This window comes from Flavobacterium chungangense LMG 26729, assembly GCF_000735715.2.
Taxonomy (GTDB): Bacteria; Bacteroidota; Bacteroidia; order Flavobacteriales; family Flavobacteriaceae; genus Flavobacterium; species Flavobacterium chungangense.
In genome coordinates, this window is the sequence record NZ_JASY01000021.1 from 1 (window position 1) to 16979 (window position 16979).

At 33.1% G+C, this 16979-nt stretch carries 18 protein-coding genes; 10 read left to right on the top strand and 8 right to left on the bottom strand.

Annotated features, from left to right (window positions below; genetic code table 11):
- Positions 1 to 336: 336 nt before the first annotated feature.
- Positions 337 to 813, bottom strand: a complete 477-nt coding sequence (locus JE46_RS21215; protein ID WP_031457297.1) for a hypothetical protein — start codon at positions 811 to 813, stop codon at positions 337 to 339.
- A 107-nt stretch (positions 814 to 920) separates the two neighbouring features.
- Positions 921 to 2183 (bottom strand): aminotransferase class I/II-fold pyridoxal phosphate-dependent enzyme, encoded by a 1263-nt coding sequence (locus tag JE46_RS21220; protein WP_031457298.1) that lies wholly within the window; start codon positions 2181 to 2183, stop codon positions 921 to 923.
- Positions 2184 to 2466: 283 nt separating this feature from the next.
- On the opposite strand from JE46_RS21220, the gene JE46_RS21225 reads away from it, so the two are divergent.
- Both JE46_RS21225 and JE46_RS21230 read left to right on the top strand, forming a co-directional pair.
- Complete coding sequence (locus JE46_RS21225; RefSeq protein ID WP_031457299.1) at positions 2467 to 3249, top strand: NYN domain-containing protein; 783 nt, start codon at positions 2467 to 2469, stop codon at positions 3247 to 3249.
- 31 nt (positions 3250 to 3280) lie between these two features.
- Positions 3281 to 4792: an FMN-binding glutamate synthase family protein gene (locus JE46_RS21230; protein WP_031457300.1), complete on the top strand. Its 1512-nt coding sequence runs from the start codon at positions 3281 to 3283 to the stop codon at positions 4790 to 4792.
- A 58-nt stretch (positions 4793 to 4850) separates the two neighbouring features.
- Here JE46_RS21230 and JE46_RS21235 read toward each other — a convergent pair whose 3' ends face one another.
- The 3 genes from JE46_RS21235 to JE46_RS21245 form a co-directional block, all read right to left on the bottom strand.
- Positions 4851 to 5279 (bottom strand): hypothetical protein, encoded by a 429-nt coding sequence (locus JE46_RS21235; RefSeq protein WP_035136990.1) that lies wholly within the window; start codon positions 5277 to 5279, stop codon positions 4851 to 4853.
- A 260-nt stretch (positions 5280 to 5539) separates the two neighbouring features.
- Entirely contained in the window at positions 5540 to 5944 is a 405-nt protein-coding gene (locus JE46_RS21240; protein WP_031457302.1) for a hypothetical protein, read from the bottom strand.
- A gap of 16 nt (positions 5945 to 5960) precedes the next feature.
- Positions 5961 to 6410, bottom strand: coding sequence for a YhcH/YjgK/YiaL family protein (locus tag JE46_RS21245; RefSeq protein ID WP_031457303.1), 450 nt, complete (start codon positions 6408 to 6410; stop codon positions 5961 to 5963).
- A 268-nt stretch (positions 6411 to 6678) separates the two neighbouring features.
- On the opposite strand from JE46_RS21245, the gene JE46_RS21250 reads away from it, so the two are divergent.
- The 4 genes from JE46_RS21250 (at position 6679) to JE46_RS21265 (ending at position 10554) form a co-directional block, all read left to right on the top strand.
- On the top strand, positions 6679 to 6936 hold the full coding sequence (locus tag JE46_RS21250; protein ID WP_236010663.1) for a ribosomal maturation YjgA family protein: 258 nt from the start codon (positions 6679 to 6681) through the stop codon (positions 6934 to 6936).
- Positions 6933 to 7511 carry a non-canonical purine NTP diphosphatase gene (locus tag JE46_RS21255; RefSeq protein ID WP_031457305.1) on the top strand — a complete coding sequence of 193 codons (579 nt, stop codon included), beginning with the start codon at positions 6933 to 6935 and terminating at the stop codon, positions 7509 to 7511. The genes JE46_RS21250 and JE46_RS21255 overlap by 4 nt, the downstream gene beginning before the upstream one ends.
- Positions 7512 to 7705: 194 nt before the next feature.
- Positions 7706 to 9607 (top strand): DEAD/DEAH box helicase, encoded by a 1902-nt coding sequence (locus tag JE46_RS21260; protein ID WP_031457306.1) that lies wholly within the window; start codon positions 7706 to 7708, stop codon positions 9605 to 9607.
- A gap of 173 nt (positions 9608 to 9780) precedes the next feature.
- Entirely contained in the window at positions 9781 to 10554 is a 774-nt protein-coding gene (locus tag JE46_RS21265; RefSeq protein WP_031457307.1) for a carboxypeptidase-like regulatory domain-containing protein, read from the top strand.
- A 299-nt stretch (positions 10555 to 10853) separates the two neighbouring features.
- On the opposite strand, the gene JE46_RS21270 is transcribed toward JE46_RS21265, so the two are convergent.
- Positions 10854 to 12314, bottom strand: coding sequence for an aminoacyl-histidine dipeptidase (locus tag JE46_RS21270; RefSeq protein ID WP_031457308.1), 1461 nt, complete (start codon positions 12312 to 12314; stop codon positions 10854 to 10856).
- 110 nt (positions 12315 to 12424) lie between these two features.
- On the opposite strand from JE46_RS21270, the gene JE46_RS21275 reads away from it, so the two are divergent.
- Genes JE46_RS21275 through JE46_RS21285 form a run of 3 tightly spaced genes read left to right on the top strand, consistent with a single transcriptional unit; the run spans position 12425 to position 14664 of the window.
- On the top strand, positions 12425 to 13486 hold the full coding sequence (locus JE46_RS21275; RefSeq protein WP_031457309.1) for a DUF3810 domain-containing protein: 1062 nt from the start codon (positions 12425 to 12427) through the stop codon (positions 13484 to 13486).
- A 41-nt stretch (positions 13487 to 13527) separates the two neighbouring features.
- On the top strand, positions 13528 to 14022 hold the full coding sequence (locus JE46_RS21280) for an RNA polymerase sigma factor (RefSeq protein WP_031457310.1): 495 nt from the start codon (positions 13528 to 13530) through the stop codon (positions 14020 to 14022).
- 9 nt (positions 14023 to 14031) lie between these two features.
- Positions 14032 to 14664: a hypothetical protein gene (locus tag JE46_RS21285; protein WP_031457311.1), complete on the top strand. Its 633-nt coding sequence runs from the start codon at positions 14032 to 14034 to the stop codon at positions 14662 to 14664.
- A 95-nt stretch (positions 14665 to 14759) separates the two neighbouring features.
- Here the strand turns inward: JE46_RS21285 and JE46_RS21290 are convergent, their stop codons facing one another.
- Positions 14760 to 15590: a lysophospholipid acyltransferase family protein gene (locus tag JE46_RS21290; protein ID WP_031457312.1), complete on the bottom strand. Its 831-nt coding sequence runs from the start codon at positions 15588 to 15590 to the stop codon at positions 14760 to 14762.
- Between the two features lie 125 nt (positions 15591 to 15715).
- Positions 15716 to 16366, bottom strand: a complete 651-nt coding sequence (locus JE46_RS21295; RefSeq protein ID WP_031457313.1) for an NUDIX hydrolase — start codon at positions 16364 to 16366, stop codon at positions 15716 to 15718.
- Between the two features lie 91 nt (positions 16367 to 16457).
- Between JE46_RS21295 and JE46_RS21300 the strand changes: the two genes are divergently transcribed.
- Entirely contained in the window at positions 16458 to 16892 is a 435-nt protein-coding gene (locus JE46_RS21300; RefSeq protein WP_031457314.1) for a DUF4268 domain-containing protein, read from the top strand.
- The last annotated feature ends 87 nt before the right edge of the window (positions 16893 to 16979 follow it).

Sequence of the window (16979 nt, forward strand, 5' to 3'; positions counted from 1 at the left end):
CCGGCAGTATCATAACTAAATTTTATTTTAGTTTGGGCAATAGACGAAAGTGAAAATAGAAATAGGAGAAATAGTAGTTTTTTTATCATATCTATGGAGTGTTTTATAAAATTTAATTTGGTACAAATTCAGTCAATAATGACTTACAAAACAATACCCACATTTAGTGATTTACAATAAAATAATATATGTTTCTTTTACTTCAAATTATTATAAAACGATAAAAAAATGGTAAAACGATTGAGAGAATGGACAAAAGCTTTAAAAATCTGTACAATAAAAAAACGTCCGAAAATTTTCGGACGCTTTTTATTGCCTTATTTAGAAAACTATATATTATTGGGGACAATCTACTTTGGTCAATGTATTTTTTACATCAAATTTTAATGTTTTTCTGTCTTTAAAACTCACTTTTCCATTTGCTTCTACAATATCTCCATAACCTTCAATATAAGTTCCGTCTTTTTGTAAAAATGCTACTTCCCGAATTGATGAAACACCTTCTGAATCAAAAGTATAATCAGCTATAAGAGTATCTCCATAAATGTTTCCTATTAAAGTTCCTTCATTTTTATCTTTCCCTGCCAAATTATAGCTTAGTTTTCCGTTTACTTCCTGATGAGAGTTTACATTAAAACTCATCTCAATAGTACTGCCTTTTGCATTCCAGGTATAACATTGATCTCCGGCTGGCTCTACAATTTCTGCTTCTTTAGGAGGACTTGGAATTATTTCCGCTGGTGCTGGTGTTGATTCTTTTTTACAAGAAATAAATACACTTAACATAATCATTATTGCAAATATTTTTTTCATAATTTTAAATTTTACTGTTATGGTCTTATAAAATTAATTGAATAAAAAAAAATCCACTCGTATTACGAATGGATTTTTTTATATAATTCCCATACCAGGAATACATTTTAAGCATCTAAATCAACAGTAGTTTTAGCAGCAATTTCCTTGTATGTCCCGTTTACTAATTTTTCACGGATTGCTTCAAAAGCAGTAAGCGTTTCAGCAATATCAGCTAATGTATGTGATGCTGTTGGAATAACACGCAATAAAATCATTCCTTTTGGAATAACCGGATAAATTACGATCGACAAGAAAATACCATAATTTTCTCTTAAATCATTTACCATCACCATCGCTTCCGGTACGCTTCCTTCAAGATAAACCGGCGTAACGCAAGTGTTAGTATCGCCAATATTAAATCCTTTATTTCTCAAACCATTTTGTAAAGTGTTTACGTTTTCCCATAATTTATCTTTTAAACCTGGGTTATCACGTAACATTTGTAAACGTTTTAATGACCCAATTGTTTGGATCATTGGTAAAGCTTTCGCAAACATTTGAGAACGTAAGTTGTATTTTAAATAATCAATTATGTCTTTATCTGCAGCTACAAAAGCACCAATATTAGCCATCGATTTGGCAAAAGTAGAAAAGTACACATCAATACCATCCTGACAACCTTGCTCCTCACCTGCTCCTGCTCCTGTTTTTCCAAGTGTTCCAAAACCGTGTGCATCATCAACCAAAAGACGGAAATTGTATTTCTTTTTCATTTCTACAATTTCTTTCAATTTTCCTTGCTGACCACGCATTCCAAAAACACCCTCAGTAATAAAAAGAATTCCTCCTCCAGTTTCTGTAGCTATTTTGGTAGCACGCTGCAGGTTTTTCTCCATACTTTCGATATCGTTATGTTTATATGTAAAACGTTTTCCACTATGCAAACGAACACCGTCAATGATACAGGCGTGACCATCAACATCATATACAATAACATCATTTCTTGTTACCAAAGCATCAATGATAGAAACCATTCCCTGATAACCAAAATTCAATAAATAAGCCGATTCTTTCATTACAAAAGCAGCTAATTCATTTTCTAATTGCTCATGATATTTAGTATGACCACTCATCATACGGGCTCCCATTGGGGCAGCAGCACCATATTGTAAAGCCGCATCTGCATCTGCTTTACGTACTTCCGGATGGTTTGCCAGACCTAAATAGTCATTCAAACTCCAATTCAAAACCTCTTTTCCCTGAAATTTCATTCTTGGACCTAAATCTCCTTCTAATTTTGGAAATACAAAATAACCTTCTGCCTGAGAAGCCCATTTTCCTAATGGCCCTTTATTGTTCTGAATTCTTTCGAATAAATCTTTTACCATAATATATGTAGTACTATTTTTTTAATTTAATCAGCGAGCAAAAATAAAAATTTATTCATTGGTATCATAATAATTTAAAAATGATTCGGTTTCAAAACGGCTCTTTAATAAACTTTTAAGGAAAAATTTTCAGACTTGAAGTAAATTTCCTCGTAAAATCTTAATTCATTTTCAAAAATTCAATAATTTAAAGATGTTATAAATTTGACAAAAGGCACTCACATTGTTTTTATTTTTATTAATTTTAAAACACTTTAAACAAAAAATCTTAACACCTGATCTAATGGCTTTAAGCAACACGAAAGACCTAAAATTAGCCGTTCTTATTGATGCTGACAACGTACCTTACAGCAATGTAAAAGGAATGATGGAAGAAATAACCAAATTTGGAACCCCAACAACAAAAAGAATTTATGCTGACTGGACCAAGCCAAATTCTAATGGGTGGAAAAGCGTTTTACTCGAACACGCCATAACTCCTATTCAGCAATATAGTTATACCGTAGGTAAAAACTCCTCAGATTCAGCACTGATTATTGATGCCATGGATTTGCTTTATTCAGGTAAACTGGATGGTTTTTGCATTGTTTCCAGCGACAGCGATTTTACACGTCTTGCCATTCGTTTACGGGAATCCGGTATGAAAGTAATTGGTATTGGCGAAAAGAAAACTCCAAACTCCTTTATTGTTGCCTGTGACAGGTTCATTTATATTGAAGTTCTGGATGGTGCCATTCAAAAGAAAAAACCCAAACCGACTGCTACAACAGACTCAAAAAAACCGGCGGAAAAACCAGCTGCAAAGGCTTTAGCTAAAATAGACACCGGTACAATTGATTTAATTGAAGCCACAATTGAAGATATTGAAGACGATGATGGCTGGGCTTTTTTAGGCGATGTTGGAAACTTAATTGTGAAGAAAAAACCCGAATTCGACCCTCGTAATTATGGTTTTTCTAAACTGACGCCAATGTTGAAATCATTAACCGATATCCTGGAGATAGATGAAAGAGAGTCTGACAAAAAAGGCATCAAACATGTTTATGTCAGGCTGAGATTCAACTAAATCAAATTTTATATTTTAAGATTAAAAAAACATGAGACAAAAATTCTTCATCTACGGCTTCTTGTTGTTTCTAATTGTTGCTGCCATATATTATTATTTCAAGCTTGGTTTCTTACTGCTAATTATTTTACCCATTTTGTTGGTTATTGGAATTTTTAATACCCTTCAGAAAAAACATGCCATCTTGCGAAATTTTCCTGTTTTGGGCTATTTCAGATATCTTTTTGAAATGATTGCGCCTGAAATTCAGCAGTATTTTATCGAAAGATCTACTGATGGAAAACCTTTTTCCAGAAATCAGCGTTCATTAGTATATCAAAGAGCCAAAAATATTGACTCAAATACGCCTTTTGGAACCCAGTTAAATCTCAATGAAAGAAGTTACGAAGGAATCAAACATTCTATTTTTCCGGCAAAAGTAAACGAAGAATTACCACGGGTTTTAGTCGGCGGACCAGACTGCAAACAACCTTACCTAGCTTCATTACTAAATGTTTCTGCAATGAGTTTTGGTTCTCTGAGTGAACATGCGGTTCGTGCCATAAACATTGGTGCTAAAAAAGGAAATTTCTACCAAAACACAGGAGAAGGCGGATTAACAGAGTTTCATTTAGCAGGAGGAGGCGATATTACCTGGCAGATTGGTACCGGTTATTTTGGATGCCGCGATGCAGAAGGAAATTTCAATCCTGAAAAATTCTCTGAAAAAGCCAATCTTCCAAACGTAAAAATGATCGAAATTAAACTTTCTCAAGGTGCTAAACCAGGTCACGGAGGTGTACTTCCGGCTGCTAAAAATACTGTGCAAATTGCAAAGATAAGAGGCGTAGAACCACATACTATGATTCTTTCTCCTCCAGGGCACCATGCTTTTTCTGATGCGAAAGGATTAATTTATTTCATTAAAAAATTGCGTGATTTATCAAACGGAAAACCAATCGGATTTAAATTATGTATTGGAAACACCTCAGAATTTGAAGCTATCTGTCATGAAATGATTGCTGAAGATATTTATCCGGATTTCATTACCGTTGATGGTGCCGAAGGAGGAACCGGTGCCGCTCCTTTAGAGTTTTCTGATGGTGTAGGAATGCCTTTTGAACCCGCTCTGATATTTGTAAACAAGACACTTACAGGATTAAATATTAGGGACAAAATACGTATTATCGGAAGTGGAAAAATTATTTCCGGATATTCAATTCTTCACGCCATTGCTTTGGGAGCAGATATGTGCAATAGTGCCAGAGGATTTATGTTTTCTTTGGGCTGTATACAGGCACTACGCTGTCACAATAATGAATGCCCTACAGGAGTAGCCACTCAAAACAAAATGTTAATGAAGGGTTTGGTAGTGACCGATAAATCAGACCGCGTATATCATTTTCATAAAAATACACTTCATGCCGCTAATGAACTTTTGGCAGCAGCCGGAAAAACAAGTTTTGCCGATGTTGACATCAATATTTTTATGCGTGGAGATGAATTTGCAAATTTATCCGACTCTTATTTCCCTGATAATTTATCGAATGTAACCAATCATTAATACATAAGCCTCTTTGTTCATAATTACAAAGAGGCTTTTTTTATATTTAAAGCTAAATTCAGAGCTTTGCGGCGACCTTTTTTACTGCAGAACCTGTAAAAGTGACCAATTCTTCTTTACCTATTAATTGTTTTGCAATAATGGAGTTATTATAGGCTAATAAATAAACATCAAACTTCACATCTTCATCGATCAATTCTTTAGAAATCTGATTATTCTCGATCATTCCTTTCAATAAATCGGGAAATGATTTGCTGTAAGCTAGTTTGTTTTCATCTGTTTCCTCAAGATTGGTTTCAATTCTTATTTCAATTTTATTATCTTTTAAAAATGCTTTGGCACTGGTACTGGTAATATTTGGACCATTTATAGAACTCGAAGTATTGTAGGTCGTTACATGTTCCTGAATTTTTTGCTTTGTATTTTTACAGCTTACCAACATTAATACAACAACAAAAACAAATGCGATTTGGGTAGTTTTTTTCATAAATTATTGGATTTATAGTTATTTTTTAACTCAAACATAATTAATTTATGACACAAAACAACATCCGAGTATAAAAAAACAACCCATAATTCCTTGAATACAAATCAATTAAGAATTAGAAAAAAGTAATTTGTAAGAATAAATAAAAACACTTGTTCTATTTATTTTATATTATAAACACAAAAGTCTCTTTAAATTAAACTTAAAGAGACTTTTATATGTAAGAATTTGATTGGTGTATATTATAAAAATTTGATTGATTATTTTAAATATTGAAGCGATTCCTTTGTGAGCACTTCCTTATTTAAAACAGTATTATCATCAGCTAAATAATAAAGGTGGAATTCTACTCCTTCTTCTATTAATTCTGTTGGAATCTGATCTTTTTTAATCATGGATTGTCTCATTCTTGCAAATGCTACAGAAGTAGCAACTTTCTTGCCCTCGTTTTGTTTTAAATTAGTTTCAAAACGCAATTCTATTTTGTTATCATTAATGTAACCTCTTGCTGTAGTAAGCGTTACATTTTCGGCTCTAAAGCTCGGAGCAATAGTTTTGTTGTACGTAACAACATACTCCTGAAGTTTTTGTTTGGTATTTTTACAGCTTATCAGCAACATTACAACAAAAATAGTAAAGGCAACTTTGGATATTTTGTTAATCATAACTTTTGGTTTGATGCTATATTTCAACTTTTATTACAATCTTATTTAGTAATCCGTCTGTAATCATTGGTGCATGTACATCTTCAGGGAAAAGAATTACAAATTGATTTTCTTTCAATTTAAAAAACATATCAGGTGCATCACTAAAAAAACGTACATCTTTCTCTTCATTATAACCACCATTTGGAGTTTTGCAGCCTGCTCTTGGTTTCCATGCAAAAGTTTCTGTTTCACTTATACAAAACTGAATATCAATATTTTTATCGTGACATTCAAAAGTTACCAGACTCTCTTCTATTGTTTTTCCTTTACCCTGAAAACCAAAAAACTTTACACCATCTGTTTCATGTTTAAAATCTGCCGGAAGGTTTTGCACATCATTATTGCGTAAATAATCAAAAGCTTTTTTAAAAGACGGATGCAAAACTTCATATTTTGCTGCATTTTCTAATGAATCTATTATCATAATCCTATTATCGTTTAAAGTGATTTTTTCTTGTAAAAATAAGACAATAATTTATTCCAAATCCTATAAATTATTCAATTTACAAAATCAATTACAACTTCTTTGTAACTTTGTTTATCTCAAATTTCCTTAAAAATAGCCAGTGCTCCATTTGAAAAATTATAGAATACTTTATTTACTGTTGCTTATATCGGTCATTTTTCTTGGAATTATTTCCCGAAAAATTGATTTTATCCCATTGTACTTTGGAGATTTTCTCTATGCTGTGATGATCTATATTTTGACAAGAATAGTTCTAATCAAAAACAAACCGGTTCAAATTGGCATCCTTTCACTTTTTGTCTGTTACTGCATTGAATTCTTTCAGCTTTGTCAGGCAGAATGGATTATTGTAATACGAAAAACACTTTTTGGAAGATATGTCCTGGGACAAGGTTTTTTATGGACTGATTTGATAGCATATACTTTTGGAATTACAGTTACATTAATTATCGAAAAATTTATTTTAAAAAAAGCTCACTTATGAAACTCGTTTTTGCATCAAACAACCTGAATAAAATTAAAGAAATTCAAAGCATATTAAACGGATCTATCCAAATATTAAGCCTGGAAGAAATTGGCTGTCACGAAGAAATACCGGAAACGGCTGATACTATAGAAGGAAACGCTATTTTAAAAGCCAATTATGTAACTGAAAAATACGGTTACGATTGCTTTGCCGATGATACCGGACTGGAAGTTACAGCTCTAAATGGAGCACCTGGTGTTTTTTCGGCGAGATATGCCGGAGAACAAAAAGATGCAAATGATAATATGGATAAACTTTTAGATGCTTTAAAAGAGGAATCTGACAGAACTGCAAAGTTCAAGACCGTTATTGCATTAAACTTAAACGGAGAACAGCATCTTTTTACCGGAATTGCAAAAGGAGAAATCACCTTCAGCAAAACAGGAAACCACGGGTTTGGATATGATCCTATTTTTCAGCCTGAAAATTATACGGAAACTTTTGCCGAATTAGCTTCAGAAATAAAAAATAAAATTAGTCATCGTGCAAAAGCAACAGAGCAACTAATTGATTTTCTGAACTCAACAAAATAATTGTTTAAAATACAACATTTAAATAGGTAAATTTTATATTTTGAGACGTGTTTTTTTAGATTTACTATCAAAATGTTTTTTATTACAAACATAACTTTTTGATAATCAAATCATAACAAAAACACAAATCTTAAAATAGCATTAGTTTATATGAATAATTAACAGTAATTTTGCACCCTATTTTAAATACACATATGAATAAATTTGAACAATTAGGATTGAATGAATCGTTACTGAAGGCGATTTTAGATCTAGGATTTGAGAATCCGTCGGAAGTACAGGAGAAAGCGATTCCCCTATTATTGGAAAAAGACACAGATATGGTTGCGTTGGCTCAGACAGGGACAGGGAAAACGGCAGCTTTTGGTTTTCCGCTAATTCAAAAAATTGATGCTGACAACAGAAATACACAAGCATTAGTTTTATCGCCAACACGAGAACTTTGTTTACAGATTACCAACGAACTTAAAAACTACTCAAAATACGAAAAAGGTATTAATGTGGTAGCAGTTTACGGCGGGGCTAGTATTACAGAGCAAGCCAGAGACATTAAAAGAGGAGCGCAAATTATTGTAGCTACTCCGGGGAGAATGCAGGACATGATTAACAGAGGTCTGGTTAACATTAAAAATATAGATTACTGTATTCTTGATGAGGCTGACGAAATGTTGAACATGGGATTTTATGAAGACATTGTATCTATTTTATCAGATACTCCGGATGAAAAAAACACCTGGTTGTTCTCTGCAACAATGCCACAAGAGGTTGCCAGAATTGCAAAACAATTTATGAGCGACCCATTAGAAATTACTGTAGGAACTAAAAATTCAGGTTCTGCAACGGTTTCTCACGAATTTTACCTGGTTAACGCACGTGATCGTTACGAAGCTTTGAAACGTTTAGCTGATGCTAATCCGGATATTTTCTCTGTAGTTTTCTGCCGTACAAAAAGAGATACTCAGGCTATTGCCGAAAAATTAATTGAAGACGGATATAGCGCTGCTGCGTTACACGGAGATTTATCTCAGGCACAGCGTGACGGTGTAATGAAATCTTTCCGTGGGAGACAAATTCAGATGCTTGTTGCTACTGACGTTGCTGCACGTGGTATTGACGTTGACAACGTAACACACGTTGTAAATTATCAGTTACCTGATGAAATTGAAACTTACAACCACCGTTCTGGTCGTACAGGTAGAGCCGGAAAACTAGGAACTTCTATTGTAATCGTTACAAAAAGTGAGTTGCGTAAGATTTCTTCTATCGAAAGAATTATTAAACAAAAATTCGAAGAAAAACAAATTCCTTCCGGAATCGAAATCTGCGAAATTCAATTATTGCACTTAGCAACAAAGATTAAAGATACTGAAGTTGATCACGAAATTGACAACTACTTACCAGCAATCAACAATGTTCTTGAAGATTTATCTAAAGAAGAGCTGATTAAAAAAATGGTTTCAGTTGAATTTAATCGTTTTATTGCTTATTACAAGAAAAACAGAGATTTATCATCACAATCTGGAGAAAGACGTGAGAGAAATGATTCTGAGCCAAGAGAGTTTAATAATAACGGAGCAGTTCGTTATTTTGTAAACATCGGATCGAGAGATAATTTTGACTGGATGACCTTAAAAGATTATCTAAAAGAAACGTTAGATTTAGGTCGTGATGACGTTTTCAAAGTAGATGTAAAAGAAGGTTTCTCTTTCTTTAACACTGATCCAGAGCATACTGACAAAGTAATGGAAGTATTAAACAACGTTCAATTAGAAGGACGTCGTATTAATGTTGAGATTTCTAAAAATGACGGTGGAGGAAGACGTGACCACAATAATCGTGGTGGCGGACGTAGTTCTGGCGGACCAAGAAGAGAAGGAAGTTTTGCTCCAAGACGTGAAGGTTCAGGAGGTGGATTCAGAAGTGACAGAAACTCAGCTCCAAGACGTGAAGGTTCAGGAGGAGGTTTCAGAAGCGACAGAAATTCTGCCCCAAGAGAGGGAGGTTTCAAAAGAAACGAAGGAGGTTCAGAAAGAGCTCCAAGACGTTCTGAAAGCTTTGGTGATTCACCAAGACCAAGAAGACCAAGAAGAGATTAATAATTTAATATCTTTAAATACAAATCCCAGATTCCAGATATAATTGGAATTTGGGATTTTTTTCTTACATCAAATAATCTTATCAGTGTCTTTGTTAATTTTCTGATAATTATATTCTAAGACTACGAAATATTTAATCCCGATTTACTACTTTTAGTGCTTTAAATCAGGATATGAAATATTTCGCAATTTTCTTTTTCACACTATTCTCAGCCATCGGTTTCACACAGGAAACAGCATCTACTGTTCCTCAAAGGGTTTCCGGTTACATTTATAACGACAATAGTAAAGAGCCTATTCCCAATGTAAATGTCATTAACACCAACAAAGTGCGTGGTGCTATGTCTGATGCAAAAGGATATTTTGAAATAGATGTTCAGGTTAACGACACCCTTCATTTTTCCATTTTAGGTTTTCAATCCCTAAGAATCAGAGTTACAAATGACTGGATAAAAAATAAAGTCACAAGAATTCAGCTTACCGAAAAAGCAATTGCTCTTGAAGAAGTTGTTATTGCTCCTTTTAGTTTAACCGGTTATCTTGAAGTGGATTCAAAATTAATTCCAACCAAAGAAAATTACCGTTATAGTATTTCCGGGCTTACACAAGGTTACGAAGCAGGTGAGTATTCTCCAAACGCTTTCGGAAAAGTTTTGGGTTCTATTTTTAATCCCGCCGATATGCTCTATAACTTCTTTGGTAAAAACGGGCGAGAACTTAAGAAGCTTAAAGAAATGAGAAAAGATGATACTGTTCGAAATCTTCTGGAATCAAAATACGATCGCGAAACTGTATCTGTATTGTTAGGTGTAAGCAAGGACGAAATTCCGGAAATCCTGCATCGATGCAGTTATTCAGATGCTTTTATTCAGGAAGCAAATGATTTACAAATTATGGATGCTATCAGTGCCTGCTACGAACAATATAAGGTATTGAAACGAAATTAATTTTTAGAAACACATATATCATCCTCAATTTTAAAAATTGGGGATTTTTTTATGTCTTTAAGGATTTTAAAAACACTACATTTACTTTAATGTTATTAATTTAATTTAAAATCAACATATTATGGCAAAGAGTCAGGATGCTAAAAAAACATCAAAAAAAGAACCGTTAAAAACGGCTAAAGAAAAAAAAGAAGAAAAGAGAGAAAAGAAAAACGCTCCTAAAAGGGATTAAATTTGATAGATACAGCCACAGTTTTCAATTCTCAGCTAACTGATTACCAAAAACTGTGGCTGTTAACTTATTTAACCGGAATATTAGAAAGGATTTCTAATACAAACTTCCAGTATTTCTGAGCAGATGAAATACTTGCTCTTTCATCCGGAGAATGTGCACCGTGAATTGTTGGCCCAAAAGAAATCATATCCATATCAGGATAATTTGTTCCTAAAATCCCACACTCTAAACCAGCATGACAAGCGACTACTTTTGGCTTTTCTCCATTTTGTTTTTCGTAAATATCTTTTAAAACTTCTAATATTTCAGAATTTACATTTGGAGTCCAACCCGGGTAAGATCCTGAAAATTCCACTTCGCAGCCAACCAATTCAAAAGCGGAACGCAATGCATTTGCTAAATCAAATTTTGAAGTTTCAACAGAAGAACGCGTCAAACATCCAACCAAAATTTCTCCATCTTTTACAATAACACGTGCAATATTATTGGAAGTTTCAACCAAATCAGCCATGTCGGCACTCATTCTGTAAACTCCGTTATGCGCAGCATAAATTGCTCTGATTATTCCTTCCTGAACACCTAAATCCATTACTTTCTCTGGCAAATCACATTTTACAATTTCAATTGATAAGTTTGGTTCAGTTGTTTTATACTCGGCTTTAATATCATTGATAATTTCCTGCATATCAAAAATATAAGCTTCATCGAACATTTCAGAGATAATTACTTTCGCTACACTTTCTCTTGGAATCGCATTTCGTAAACTTCCGCCGTTAATTTCAGCAACCTGTAATCCGAAGTTTTCGAAAGCGTCAAATAATAATCGGTTCATTATTTTATTGGCATTCCCCAATCCTTTATGAATATCCATTCCCGAATGCCCGCCATTTAATCCTTTTACAGTAATAATATGACCAACAGAACCTTCCGGAACTTCTTCTTCATGATAACTTCTTGTAGCTGTTACATCAATTCCGCCCGCACATCCAATATCTATTTCATCGTCTTCTTCCGTGTCCAGATTCAACAAAATCTGTCCTTGCAGAATACCGCCTTTAAGATTTAATGCTCCGGTCATTCCGGTTTCTTCATCAATTGTAAACAAAGCTTCAATAGCAGGGTGTGGAATGTCTTTACTTTCTAATACAGCCATAATTGTAGCTACTCCAAGACCGTTATCTGCTCCAAGTGTCGTACCGCGGGCACGTACCCAGTCACCATCAACATACATGTCGATTCCTTGTTTATCAAAATCAAAAATCGTATCAGCATTTTTTTGGTGCACCATGTCCAGGTGTCCCTGCATTACGATTGATTTGCGGTTTTCCATTCCCGGAGTTGCCGGTTTTCTGATGATTACATTTCGAATATCGTCTTCAAAAGTTTCTAAACCTAAACTGGTACCAAAGTTCTTCATAAACTCAATCACACGCTCTTCCTTTTTAGACGGACGCGGAACGGCATTTAAATCTGCAAATTTATTCCAAAGTGCTTTTGGCTCCAGATTTCTTATTTCCTGACTCATTATATTTTGTTTGATGTTTAACAATTAAGAGCTCCAAAGTTACAAAGTTTAAATTCTTTTTCGATACTAATTAATATTGTATTTATATTTACGTATCCAAAATATATACCGTGAAATCAAAATACATTTTACCTTTATTTCTTTTAATTCAAATCATCTTTTTAAAAATCCTGCCTTTCTTTCCGGATTTTGTTGAAGGAGCTTACAGTAACAATTTTTACATTAGAATTTCGCATTTTTCGAGAACACTTTTGGGAAGAATTCCTTTTTCTGTAGGTGATTGTATTTATGCAATTTTAATTATTTCTATAATTGGCTGGTTTTGGAAAATTAGAAAAACCTGGAAGGCACAATGGAAAGACCATCTTCTTAAAATCTTAGGCAAAGTTTCCGTTTTTTATTTTTTCTTTCATCTGCTTTGGGCATTCAATTATTACCGTGAACCGCTTTTTCAAAAAATAGATATTAGAAAAGAATATACAGATGCTGAATTATTAGCTTTTACAAAAAGATTAATCGTTAAAACGAATGAAATTCAGTTGAAGATTACCAAAAGTGACAGCTCAAAAGTAGTTTTCCCTTATTCACAGAAAGAAGTTTTTCAGATGAATTTAAACGGATACGATAATCTGTCCAAAGAACATTCTTATTTTAAATACGAAACCTTAAGTGTAAAAAAATCGCTATTCAGTATTCCTTTAACCTACATGGGTTTTGGAGGCTACCTGAATCCCTTTACCAATGAAGCTCAGGTGAATGATTTATTACCTATGTATAACTTTCCTCTTACGAGTTCTCATGAAATGGCACATCAAATGGGTTTTGCAAGTGAAAGCGAATGTAATTTTATTGGAGTTCTGGCATCGGTTAAAAATGACAACCTATATTATCAATATTCAGGATATAGTTTTGCTCTGCGCTATTGCCTTGGAATCTGGCAATTTAAAAATGAGAGAATTTTTGAACAGTTAAAAAAACAAACGCACACAGGAATTCTAAAAAATTACAAGGAAAGTCATGATTTTTGGCAGAAATACGACACTTTTATTGACAAAGGATTTCACTTTCTTTATGACAATTTCTTAAAAACAAACAATCAAAAAGACGGAATGGAAAGCTATAGTAAGTTTATCGATTTGATGATTAATTATTATAAAAACAGAAAATTATAATTCGTGTGTAACAAAATAGATTTCAACACTACTAATACACTATGAGCGAAAACTTAGAACAGTCTTTTGTTGTGCAATTACAGGCAAACCAAAATATAATCCATAAGATTTGTAGGTTATATACTGCCGGCGAAGATGCCCATAAAGACTTGTTTCAGGAAATTACCATTCAGCTCTGGAAAGCGTATCCTAAATTTAGGGGAGACAGCAAATTTTCGACCTGGGCTTATCGTGTTGCTTTAAACACTGCCATTACCCTATACAGAAAAACCAAACGAACCGTATCGACTGTAGAATATGAAAGCCATCAGCATTTTGTAAAAGATGTTGACTACAATTATGAAGAGGAAGAACAGATTAAACTGATGTACAAAGCAGTATATCAGCTAAATGATATTGAAAAGGCATTGGTTTTCATGTATCTGGAAGACAAAGATTATCAGGAAATAGCCGAAACATTAGGTATCAGTGAAGTAAATGCGCGTGTAAAAATGAACCGAATTAAAGGCAAACTTAAAAAAATATTAAATCCTTAAAATACCACCATGAAAGAACTGGATTTATTAAAAAAAGACTGGAAAAAGAACGCGGATTCTTTTGAACAAATTTCTGAGAAAGAAATCTACAAAATGATTCACAAAAAATCATCTTCAACCGTAAAGTGGATTTTGATTATCAGTATTTTGGAAGTACTGTTTTGGACTGCTTCAAATTATTTTTCGAATATTGATGATATTCTCAAAAAAATAAATCATCCTGAAATTATACTTTATATGGAAGTCTTGATGTACTTTAATTATGCTGTTGTTTTAATTTTTATTTATTTCTTCTATAAAAATTATAAAACAATTTCCACAACAGTATCAACGAAGTTATTAATGAGCAGTATTCTAAAAACCAGAAGAACGGTTCAGTATTATGTTTGGTACAACCTGGCAATGATCGTTGTTTCTTCAGTATTAAGTTTCTTTATTGGATATGTTTACAATCCTGACATGGCAATCATTAGAGATAAATTAGCATTAAACGGCAAAGCAATGTTGTTTTCCATACTTGCTTTGGTTTTACTTACTTTAGTGTTTTTCGGGATGTTCTGGTGTATTTACAGACTTCTATACGGAACTTTATTACGTAGATTACATGCTAATTACAAAGAGCTAAAGAAAATTGATTTTTAAGATTTAAATTACTAAAATTATAAAGGGAATTGCCTGAATTTTTATTGAAATTCTACTGTCGTTAAACTGAAATTAAACTTGAAACTTTTAAAAATCTAATTTTCGTTTTCTGAAGCCTTATAACTCCATCTTCTCATTTCATTAAGTTCTTCCTGTACTTTTAATTCTTCTGCCGGGATAACTTTTAAAAATGATGGATGCTGTTCTATTGCATATTCTACTTTTTCAACAATTTCTTCAATAGTATCATTTTCATAATCAATCTCAAGAGGCTCTTTGATAATAAATGATTGCAGAATATTTTTCTTTTTCATTCGAAGGCCTTTTTTATCAAATGAACGGCGAAACCCATCAATAACAATTGGTATTACAATAGGTTTATGCTGCTTGATAATGTGTGCAGTACCTTTACGAACAGGTTTAAACGATTTTGTAGTACCCTGTGGAAATGTGATTACCCAGCCATCTTCAAGAGCAATTCTAATGTTTTCAGTATCATTTGGATTAACATCACGCTTTTCAGTTACGTCCACCCCTTTTGAGCGCCAGGTTCTTTCTACGGTAATTGCTCCCACGTAAGCTAAAATTCTTGGCAGTAAACCAGCCTGCATCGTTTCTTTGGCCGCAACATAGTAAATATTCATTTTTGGCTGCCATAAATACCCAATATTTTTAATATTATCCTGACGACCGCTTAAGCTTGCATTAAAAACATGAAACATCGCTACCACATCGGCAAAATAGGTCTGATGGTTGGATATAAACAAAACATTCGTATCAGGTAATGATTTAATTATTTCAGATCCATCAATCTGTAAATCATTAAAACCTCTATATCGCCTGTGTGTCATGGCTCCCAAAATGCGGATTAACCATTTTTTAATAAATAATATATGTCCAAAAGGATTTCGTTTAAACAATCCCATAGCAGTGAATTATGTGTTTTTGTTAAGGCGCAAACATACAAAAATTATTTTTCTGGAAATTTTCATAAACTTTTTCAAAAATAACCACTTATAATAATGAATATCAAATCATTAAATTTACGTTTTTAAATCTTTTTTTCAAAAGTAATTTTCAAAACTTCTCTTAATTCACTTAATATCATCGCCGTTGCTCCCCAGACAACATGATTTTGAATATTAAATGCAGGAACTAAAATATTAGTAGCATATGAGGTTGATAGTGTGGCCTCAATTATAATTTCATCATTTAAAAAAACTGAAAGCGGGAGTTCTATAATATCTGCGACCTCTCTGATATCAGGGTAAAATGAAAGTTCTTGTGATGAAATTCCTAAAAAGGGATGTACTAAAAAATTACTTGGCGGAATATACATTGGTGTAAATTGCTTAATAATCTCTATTTTTTCAGATGAGATTCCTACTTCTTCGTGCGTTTCGCGCAAAGCCGTTTCACGAAAATCAGCATCTGAAATTTCATACTTACCACCCGGAAAAGCAATTTGAGAAGAGTGCACGCCATTATAAGCATTACGAACAATTAAAACCAAATGTGTTTTATCATCTTTAGGATATAACAACATCATAACGGCTGCAATTCTTGGGGTCTTGGTTGATAAATCAAGGTTTTTCATTAACTGAATCCTTTCTAAAGGAGCCATTTTTACATGTGCTTTATCAGCCGGAAGTTCAACCGGAATTAATTTAGGAACATATTGCAAAAAATCTTGAAAATCCATAATCAAAGTTTATTTTTGTACTTTCAAATAAATTATAAATATAGCCCAGAAAACGCGTTTTCACAAGTTTTCTAAAACCAAAACCCTGAAAATGTACAGCAGAGAAGAATCACAAAAACTAAAAAGAGAATTCTGGGTGGCTTTTGCCGAAAAGTATCCTAGAAAATGGGTACTTTATAATACCAAGATCAAAGACTTTTCCTTTAAATTTTATGTAGACAATAAAAAAGCGCAAGTTTTAATTGATATAGAACAAAGAAGCGATGAGAAACGAATTGCTTATTTTGAAAAATTAGAAGCTCTAAAAAACATTCTGAATGAAGAGTTTATTAAAGATTTGGTTTTCGAAAAAAACTATACTCTGGAAAGCGGCAAGACCATTAGCAGAATCTGGGTTGAAAAATCCGGGGTCGGATTTAGCAATCGCAACAACTGGGATATTATTTTTGATTTCTTTTTCGAAAAAATGAATGCCCTGGAAATGTTTTATTTAGAGTATGATGAATTTATCAAGGATATTGATTAAACTAAATTTAGAATATTCAATATTTTAACGCTTTATTTTTAAGTATCATTACATCTTAAGAGTATGCGAAAATAATTAATAAAGAAA